The organism is Bdellovibrionales bacterium (genome assembly GCA_016716765.1).
Taxonomy (GTDB): Bacteria; Bdellovibrionota; Bdellovibrionia; order Bdellovibrionales; family UBA1609; genus JADJVA01.
Map to the genome: position 1 here is coordinate 1 of JADJVA010000022.1, position 9,145 is coordinate 9,145.

The following is a 9,145-nucleotide window of genomic DNA, read 5'->3' on the forward strand; positions in this document are numbered from 1 at the left end:
AATTTTGGGGAATGTTTGATGGTTTAAAAGAAATGATGCTATCAATCAAAGAAATTCAGCCAGACTTACTGCAACAACGCTTTATCGGTGTTAGTGGAGCGAAACTACGTTTTGCCGATTGACTTCACTGGCGGTGCAGCATTTGATTGTTGTGAGTTGTTAAAAAAGTGCAAGCGTAACCGGGCGTTCAATTGGACGATTTGCTGGCAAGCTGTCCTATGATTGATCGCTATCTGGCGATCTTTTTTATTTAATTAACAAGAGGAGTTAGAACTGTTAAGGAAAATATTTCAAAAATTTCGATTGGAAAAAATCATCTGCACATGCCTAACTTTCTAATGAAATTATTTTATTGGAGCTAAGCGATATTGAGCATATAGAGAGAATTAGTTTCAATCGGTAGAGAACTTAAGGAAGGCAAGTCATATACAACGATTCATTGAAGATCGTTGTTTGATTTTTCGTAACTACTCAGGTACTCAATGCCAGCTCCTGCAGGTTGTGGAATTTTAGATACCATTCTATTTTCTAAAATTAAAAATCTTTTTATTAAGAAACTTAACAAAACAGTATTTAACTTCTTTAAATGTTTTATTTTCATAAAAATGTTTTCGTAGAAAATTTTCCTCCTGTAAATTTTCCCGTGATTGCTTATAAATTTGAAACCCACTGTAAGCTCATTGAGTCGTTCGCCCTGTCGGCGGGAAACCAAAGCTGTTCCCATTGCTTATTAAGTTCTGCGACTCTGAGTATACCCAAGCTTAGACTCCCCGTTTCCACGCCAACTCGCCTTTTTCTTCTGACGGTGTCAATGATTTGATCGCAGCCTTTTTCAATAAGGCCACTCCCTATCATTTTACCTGCTTTTTATGAAGTTGATAATCAATAATTTCATCTCGATGCTTTCAAGATAACCGATGAGTTCAAGATATTTTTTTCTTCGTTTTTAGCCTGAACTTTTTTTTCTCAAATAATCTAAAACGGTATAGATTTCCCCCGCGCCACAGATGATAAAAACATGAACTTTAAATGGCGGTCTTTGTCTGCTTTAGTAAGTGCAATCATACTCATTAAATCCGTAATTTCTTACCTAAATGATACCAGTCTAAAATAATAACCAGCAGAGTTCCAAACACTGCATATAAATCCTGACGAATGACTTTAGCTCCATCTATACGGCGACAATCGGGAGTGGCTCGGATTCCTTTCCATACTCCTGCGGGAGCGATTTTTTAAGAACATCAGGAGAAATGATCTCTTGTCCTTGATCATTAATTGGAGCCATCATATATTCAAACTCTTTATTTTTTTGAAGCATGATGATGTTTGCAAAGACAGGGTGACGACTTCTTTTAACATCATTAAGATGAGAATCTTTTTAACTATTTGTTTATGAACGCGATTTAATTTCGACCTCGGACTTGAATCGCATCTTCAAAGACTAAAATTTCTCGACTTTTAGGATTATAAATCTCTATTTCTTCTTTAATTTTGGAAAAATCAGTTCAGGGTTACTCAATTGTTCTTTCACTTCATTTTGTAATCTTTGGCTGATCTCTACCGTTTTATCAACAACAGGTTGTCGAACCTTCCTGGTCACTGAGGTTGCCGATCTCCTGTCACTCGACTGATCAGATTCGCAACCTGCGCATAACTCAAACGATTACTATAATAGGCCGAAAATTCTTGGAGTCAAATCACTGATATACCGTTCTTTAAATTGATCCGTCAAATCAAAATAAGTCTCCTCTGGTTGACTCGGAGCGAGAGTCTTTAAATCGCTGTACTTTAAACTCAAATCGCCCATGAGGCGTTTTAATTACTATCGGCGTTCTACCATTACAAATTAGGTCTTTTTTTATCTTTAATAAAAAGCCGATTAGGCGGCTTCAGTAAATCTGCTTCAATATCAGGTAATGCATTTCGCTTAAAATCCTCAACTGCACCTTCAATATCAGGAAACTTCGGCTTTTTCAATCAAGCGGTATCTCTTTAGGGATCGACGATCAATAATGCGACCCTGATCATCTCGAAGCGTGAGTTCGATGGTAGGCATCAATATTCTCCAAGAGGAAAAAAGTTTCTCTTATCAGTATATGCTAATTTACTATCACGGGAAAATTTACAGAAGAGGATTTAGAGTTGCTCATAGATCCCATTTGTTTATCGTTATCCCATATGCATCTTCGACTGCCGACTCCGGGAAGAAATCCATACTGCCTTTGTGCAAAGGAGAGGAGGGCAGTCGTTGAGTTGATCCTGGATTTAGGCACGCAGGTTGAAGGATGGGCTAGGCAACTAGAAACGTAAGCGATGGCACTCAAAGAATACATGCCTCAGTTAATCAAAAACAGCCAAAACAGCAGTGAACCCAGCAAATTCCGCGCTCTCCCTACTTAGACCCACTTTTAATAGGTCGATTAATGATTTCAGAGCAACCTAATAATAAAGGAAAAAAAAGCACTCTTAAGGTTAAAAAACACCCCATTAACTAGAATAAATCCACCCCCAAATCTCAGACTTAAGAAAGAGAAGACACAACAGACTTCGCCAGATTAAGGGAATTGGGCAGAAAGGCGCCGCCGCCATGTCCATAAATAATTGCACGCCACAATGCCTCCCAACTTTCGATAAAGAACGGTAAGTCCTTTGATTTTGATCCACAGCAGGTGCGAATGAAAACGCTGCCGAGAAGCTGGAAAAAAAAGTACCCCATTCTCGCACCGATCAATGAGACCAGCATATCAAGAGCAAAAACCGTCGCCAAATACTGCTGGTCATGCCGAAGTTGTGTTCAAACCTCACAATCTCGATTCTTCAGGATGATAAACGTTTGGTTCTCAATATGCCAGACTGCGGCCTCCTTTCATAACAGGGTGAACATTATTCGTATTTAATTTGATGTCAGTAACCCAGGAAAAATGAATTCTTTGCCTTCACGAATCTCCCAGTAATCCAAAAGTTGACGAGTAAGTCAGGTGTGACTTGTTCAAAGGAATATCATTAATCCATCGGTAGCCACGGAGAACTTGATCCTCTCCCAATACCTCAAATTCTTCACACTCATTCTTAAAAACCCGATTTTTAACCTCATCAAACATTGATTCTTGTCCATCGGGCTTTACCGAAATGATATAACCAACCCTTCAGTTCTTTCAATAGCTTGATGTGAGGGCCATTCCAAACAGGCTATCTTCAACCACGCAGATTGGCCAGTTCGGAAAGGCTTCCAGAAGCTGTTTAACCAAGCGTTTACTGGCATTCAGTTCACAGTCATTTTGGTCTCTCCATCTTGATGAGTAATGGCTTCCAGGAAATAACGGTAAGACCTGTTTCTGATCAGGATGCACGATCACTGCGGCTAATAATTGATGATAATAACCTGTTTCCGCCATTCCGATGATGACGCGCACAACATTGTGCAGGCAACTGATCGATGATGAAGCAAATTGCCCCGTCCCATCAATGCTGACTAAAAAACCCTCGAGATAACGAAAACCTTCTAAAAAATGATGGTCGTACAATCGCTGGTTAATGTGAATAAATGGCGCCCGAATTTCCGCCGGATTGACCTGATCACATACCGACCAAGTTGCGTGTCACAGGGGCCTGTTTAACACCATATAATAGACATTATCAATAACTGATTTAACAGAAAAATTTTTACTCAATTTATTGATTAATAAAAACTACATAAATTAACAAAAATTAAATAAAAATATTATTAAATTTATCTCTGTTATTTTAATCATTATAAAAATGTGTTCATTATTTAAGATGGCATCTTTAAATAAAGATGTACCTCACTATGATAAGTTAATAACAGAGTCGATGATTACTCCGAAAATTATGTAATCCACACGCCAATTCCATGACGTGATCCTCATAATTATCTTGAGTATTTCTAAATACATTTTGAACAATATGTAACCGTTTGACGCCCGCAATACATGTTCTACTCCCACCCGAGTTCGGGAGATAATACGATTGATTATCTTATCACCAAAGGCTCAGTTGTTCACCCTTCGATTTTTCTTGGGTTGATGGATCGTCACTTCAGGAAGGGTGAACCCTTGAAAGCCCGTATCTTGATAAAGATCGCTTGCCTTCAGGAGCCGTAATGTGTTCTTCATCTGCGATTTTTTTATCGTGTTCCTCCCCTCTTGTGTGGGACTTAAGTATTTAACTTGTTGATCTAAAAGACCGCTTACGATTCCTTTTTACGGTGTGTTCCCCTTCCTTACCACTAAAGAATCGCTTTTGGCGGTCGGGGTCTTTCGGGCGCTGAATCCGTCTCTCCGTACCATCAATGGCAAAATCTTGCGGTTCCTCCTCCAGCCAGTTTTCGGATCATTTCTTCCAGAAGTTCGCGCTGGAAGATGATCCATTCGCTTCAGCGTTTCGCGCAAAATCCGACTCAATTGATAAATTAAAAAAATGGGCTTGTCCTTGACTCATTCCAAACAGATGGGCTAACACTTCCTGAAGCGGATAGGTTTTGAGATAAAAGAGAATAAATAAAAGTCTATCTTCATGTTTCGTTAAAATAGGTTTCCGTCCTCCTTTGCTTGGATCGCGTTGACACGATTGTGTCTCTTCCTCCCATGCTTGGCTAAATGACAAACATAACAACTCAAACTCATCTCGGTTTAAGCTCGTCATAGCTCTTAAAGTTTCTGGCTTCTCTTTAACATCATCATAATTTAAAATCATAATAAGCATCTCCAAAATTTAATAATAAAATTATATCATAAATTTTAGTTTCTGATAATGTCTAATGATTTTAGATTAGCCCGAATTCGCTCCTCATTTCGTTGCTCGTCAAATTTTAACAACGAAGGAAATTTTAAGCCAAAGACCGCTAAACCAGACATCAGAACATCCGGTAATGAAAATTTGCTGACCATAACGGCGGGCGTCAGGAATCTTTTCAAAAGCTTTTCGAGCCTGATTCAGTAGCGTCGGCGCCGACACATATTTATTTAAAGAGTTTGGTAAAGGGCGAGAAGGTAATTTCTTCATGATTAACCATACCCGATAAGTTTTAACTTCAAAACCCCAAAAACTCAAAATCAAGGTTAACAAACACCTTCTATAATACATTGATTAAATTGAGCTTTTCAAGAGACCGGGAACTGCTGCAGTAAACCCCCTTCCAGTGATGGTTATGGTAAACCGAAACGAACGGAAAGTCTGAGAAAGCCAGGTCAAAAGCCCAATGGGGGTCAACCTGGGCATCAAGGCCAGACCTTAACGCGGTGTGAGCATCCGGATCGGATTGAAATTTATACGGTGAGAGCTGCCAACAGTGTGGTTCTTCGCTCGGTCGGGTGAAGTAACGGCGCACGAAGAGCGTCAAGTCTTCGACCTTCCTGCGATCCACATGGAAGTGACGGCGCACCGGATAGAGATCAAACGCTGCCCCGGTGTGGCGCAGAAAATCGGGGCTTATTTCCCCACGGGGTGTCGGGTCCGGTGCACTACGGCCCTGGCGTAAAAACTTGGGCGGTTTATTTTCAGACGCAGCATTTTGTGCCGGTCGATCACGGCCCAGATTTTTGAAGACCTGCTCCATCATCGGATTGCGGAAGGGACGCTGATCAAAGCCGGACAAGACTTCGTAGCGGAAATTGAACCGGCCACGGGGGCGGTGAAAGAGCCATGACGCCAAGCGGCGGTGTTGCACGCCGATGAATCGGGAATGCGGGCGAAAAGGGAAACTCCATGGAAACCCTGTCGTGGCTACGGATAAGCTAACGGATGACACGGTTCATGCGCAGCGGGGCCAAACCGCCATGGAGGATGCGCGGATTCTGCCGGATTTTAAGGGATGGGTGATGCACGATCATTGGAAACCCTACTTTGGTTATGTCGATTGCAGCCATGCTCTTTGCAATGCGCATCCTCTTCGGGAATTGCAGTTTATCGAAAAACACTATGGACAACGATGGGCCGCGATGATGGCGGGTCTCCTCCTGGAGATCAAACAAGCGGTCGCAATAACCCAAGACCAGGGAACCCCGGCGTTGCCCGCTGAAGCGTTGGCGCGGTTTGAACGGCGCTATGATCAAATCGTCAATGCGGGGTATCTCGTGAATCCGCGTCCACCGCCCAATCCAGGGGAACATCGAAAAGAGAGGTCACCCTGCCCAAACACCGCCGCTCAATCTGCTGGATCGGCTGCAGGATTTTAAGCCGCAAACCTTGGCGTTCATGACGGACTTCCGCGTCCCGTTTGATAATAACCAAGCGGAACGGGATGTACGTATAGGGTTAAGGTCAAACAAAAGGTCTCAGGCAGGGTTCAGGACGCTAGATGGCGCAAAAGACTTTGCGCGGATTCGGGGGTATCTCTCAACGGCTCGCAAGAATGCGGTGAATGTGTTTACAGCGATCCAGGATGCGTTCTGCGGTAAACCCTTTATCCCAGCCTATGCTTCTCAATAAGAAGCTGTATTCAACAACCATGAGAAATGAAGCTTGTAGATACCTGAGTAGTTACTGAATTTTGTTAAAAGGTTGTGTCGAAGCGCTTTTATGGAGTTATTGAAATACAAAAAGAATACCTTTGATTGCTATGATTCCCAAGCAAATTATTCTTATGAAGATGAAATAGAAAAAGTAAATTTTTGTTATTTCAAGTTCTCCAAAAGTTTTAGGTAAAATAAGCCAGGAATGAACTAGATAATCCTCACCACCTATCAGTTTTAGGTAAAATTTGAAGCGGATAGCTTTAGGTTGAGAGGAACGATGGGAACCGTCAGAAAACTGGCTGATGAGGTGGAACGAGGGCTTGGCGAAGCGCATCCGCGACTGCGCAAGACGGTGGTCAAGAAGCTTGCGTTGGCGGTGGGCGCGATGATCGAGGGCCAAACGCCGAACACGGTGGAACGGCCAACCTGCTGCCGTTGGAAACGGAGCGTCAGGACATCGCGAACAGTGGCTGAGGCGTTTGCTGAAGAACCCGCTGCTGCCCGGCTCGGCGCTGATGGAGCCATTTGCCACGGAGGAACTGGCCAAGGCCTGTCGACACGGTCAGACCGTGTTGCTGAGCCTGGACCAGACCGACCTGAGTGACCGGATGGCGGTATTGATGGTGAGCCTGCGGTCGGTGACCGGGCGCTGCCGCTGGCGTGGCTGGCCAAAGAAGGGGCGGCCAACATCGGGTTCGAAGGCCAGAGGACCGTGCTGGAGCAGGTACTGGCCTGGTTACCGGAAGAGGCGGAAGTGGTGCTGTTGGCGGACCGGTTTTATCCCTCATCCGATCTGTTCGGCTGGCTCGAGGCCCAGGGGCTGGGGCTACCGGCTGCGACTGAAGGGCAACCTGCTGGCGGATCCAGGCCATGGCGCCGAGGTGACCACCGGGGAGTTGGCGCAAGGCGTGACCGAACGCCATCTGCCGGGAGTGAGGCTGTTCGCACGGGGCGTCATGACGAACCTGGGCATTCTTCACGAGGCCGGCCACCCCGAGCCGTGGATCATTGCCATGGACTGCACCCAACCGGGCGGCGGTGCTGGACTACGCCGCGCGCTGGGCCATCGGGCCGATGTTCTCCGACTTTAAGGGCCGGGGCTTCGAGCTGGGAGGCTCGCAACTCGGGCACGACGACCGCCTGGAGCGGCTGATCCTTATCATGTCGCTGGCGATGTACTGGTGTGTCCGCATCGGTCAGGAGGATGCCTTGAACCGCCCGACGCCGCTCGAAAAAAAACACAACAGCAGAGCGATCCAGGCCATTGGAGCTTCAAAAGCTCCAGCGTAGCTTAGTATCCTGGTTCACCCGGGGACTGCGCCGCCTGAAGAGGTGCCTGCAAAATGACATCCCCCTGCCAGCGTTTCATGGGGGCGTGAGAAACTGATAGGTGGTAAGCTAGATAATCTTCGGGCAGCTACCTGTATGTCAATTTTATGGTATTATGATGAGTTATCTGAAAGTTGGCTACCTGATGATTTTGAAACTCATCTTAGCAGTAATACTATAGCTCTCCTATGCAGGTTGTGGAATTTTTAGCCACCATTCTATTTTTCTAAAATTAAAAATCTTTTATTAAGAAACTTAACAAAACAGTATTTAACTTCATTAAATGTTTTATTTTCATAAAAATGTTTTCGTAGAAAATTTTTTTCCTCTTAACCAAACATCTTCAACTGGATTCTGATCAGGGTATTTGGTTCAAACAAAATGAAGGTTACTTTCCAATTTTTTTCTTCTACCTCTCCGTTTATTTTATTCAAATAATCCTGAACTTCTTTGCAACAGTGGTAGGAGGCTCCATCCCAAATAATAATGAGTTTCTTATCCTTGTTTAGCGCTTGTAAGTGCTGGATAAATAAAACCGTATTTTCTCCATTTCCTCGATCATAGGAGGTGAGAACAAAATCTTTATTATAAAGATTCAGCGCCCCATAATACGTCTGTCTGTCGTTAGGATTCTCTATTGGAATCTCAATTCTTTGGTTTCGTCTACCCCAGACATACCCTGTGGTATCATCTGACAATAAATGACACTCATCTTCAGCAAAAACAACCACTTCTCCAGCGATGAGATCTCGGCTTGCTGTTCTTCAAGTTTCTTCTTAATCTCTTCCCGTTTAAGCATCACTTTATCTTCATCCCGCTCTTCGTTTATCGTTTGGGTTTGATGCCAACTCAGTCCAGCCTCTTTCAGCTTATCGTAATAGGATTGCTTCGATTGATAAATCACTCCATAATGAAGCTCAATCCAATCTCTTAATTCTTCCACACTGTAATAAGGTTTATCTTTCAAATGAAAGAAAATTTCAAAAACGCTGGGATTCCGTTAAAAGTCCAGTACCCCTTTGTAATTAACTCGTAACCCCTCTGCGCCTTCATTTTCACAGATCACTTTCCATTTGCTCACAAAAGAATCAGACACATCTAACAAAGCACAAATCTCTTTTGTTTTGAAATTATGAATGAGCATTTTTTACTGCCAGTGCTCTTTTTATTTCAAGCCCCTCTAGTGAACTAATAATATCATCTAAATTTAACATGACTCAATTCTCCTATAAAAATAATTATTAATAACTATAAATTTTTCAGAAGGGTGTGTTGAAAAATTCCACAACCTGTAAATGATTTCTATACTGCAATTAATTATTTGAAGTGTAATGCTGAGATGA

General features: G+C 43.2%; 10 protein-coding genes and 1 pseudogene. 3 read left to right on the forward strand and 8 right to left on the reverse strand.

The genetic code is table 11. From position 1 onward, the window contains the following. Positions 1-436 precede the first annotated feature (436 nt). The 5 genes from IPL83_16080 to IPL83_16100 form a co-directional block, all read right to left on the reverse strand. Positions 437-724, reverse strand: coding sequence for a hypothetical protein (locus IPL83_16080; protein MBK9040653.1), 288 nt, complete (start codon positions 722-724; stop codon positions 437-439). A gap of 2,431 nt (positions 725-3,155) precedes the next feature. After that, positions 3,156-3,524 (reverse strand): hypothetical protein, encoded by a 369-nt coding sequence (locus IPL83_16085; GenBank protein MBK9040654.1) that lies wholly within the window; start codon positions 3,522-3,524, stop codon positions 3,156-3,158. Between the two features lie 826 nt (positions 3,525-4,350). After that, entirely contained in the window at positions 4,351-4,713 is a 363-nt protein-coding gene (locus IPL83_16090) for a transposase family protein (protein MBK9040655.1), read from the reverse strand. 108 nt (positions 4,714-4,821) lie between these two features. Continuing rightward, positions 4,822-5,085, reverse strand: a complete 264-nt coding sequence (locus IPL83_16095; protein MBK9040656.1) for a hypothetical protein — start codon at positions 5,083-5,085, stop codon at positions 4,822-4,824. Positions 5,086-5,092: 7 nt separating this feature from the next. Continuing rightward, positions 5,093-5,614, reverse strand: coding sequence for a hypothetical protein (locus tag IPL83_16100; protein MBK9040657.1), 522 nt, complete (start codon positions 5,612-5,614; stop codon positions 5,093-5,095). Positions 5,615-5,690: 76 nt separating this feature from the next. Between IPL83_16100 and IPL83_16105 the strand changes: the two genes are divergently transcribed. The 3 genes and pseudogenes from IPL83_16105 (at position 5,691) to IPL83_16115 (ending at position 7,768) form a co-directional block, all read left to right on the forward strand. Then, on the forward strand, positions 5,691-6,194 hold the full coding sequence (locus tag IPL83_16105; GenBank protein ID MBK9040658.1) for a transposase: 504 nt from the start codon (positions 5,691-5,693) through the stop codon (positions 6,192-6,194). Next, a complete protein-coding gene (locus tag IPL83_16110; GenBank protein ID MBK9040659.1) occupies positions 6,097-6,447 on the forward strand; it encodes a transposase in 351 nt (116 codons plus the stop codon). Before IPL83_16105 ends, IPL83_16110 begins: the two co-directional genes overlap by 98 nt. 303 nt (positions 6,448-6,750) lie before the next feature. Further along, a pseudogene (locus tag IPL83_16115) lies at positions 6,751-7,768 on the forward strand (transposase). Positions 7,769-8,131: 363 nt separating this feature from the next. Here the strand turns inward: IPL83_16115 and IPL83_16120 are convergent. Genes IPL83_16120 through IPL83_16130 form a run of 3 tightly spaced genes read right to left on the reverse strand, consistent with a single transcriptional unit; the run spans position 8,132 to position 8,946 of the window. After that, on the reverse strand, positions 8,132-8,500 hold the full coding sequence (locus tag IPL83_16120; protein MBK9040660.1) for a transposase: 369 nt from the start codon (positions 8,498-8,500) through the stop codon (positions 8,132-8,134). Further along, positions 8,437-8,745, reverse strand: coding sequence for a winged helix-turn-helix domain-containing protein (locus tag IPL83_16125; protein MBK9040661.1), 309 nt, complete (start codon positions 8,743-8,745; stop codon positions 8,437-8,439). Before IPL83_16125 ends, IPL83_16120 begins: the two co-directional genes overlap by 64 nt. A 57-nt stretch (positions 8,746-8,802) precedes the next feature. Then, entirely contained in the window at positions 8,803-8,946 is a 144-nt protein-coding gene (locus tag IPL83_16130; GenBank protein MBK9040662.1) for a helix-turn-helix domain-containing protein, read from the reverse strand. Between the last annotated feature and the right edge of the window lie 199 nt (positions 8,947-9,145).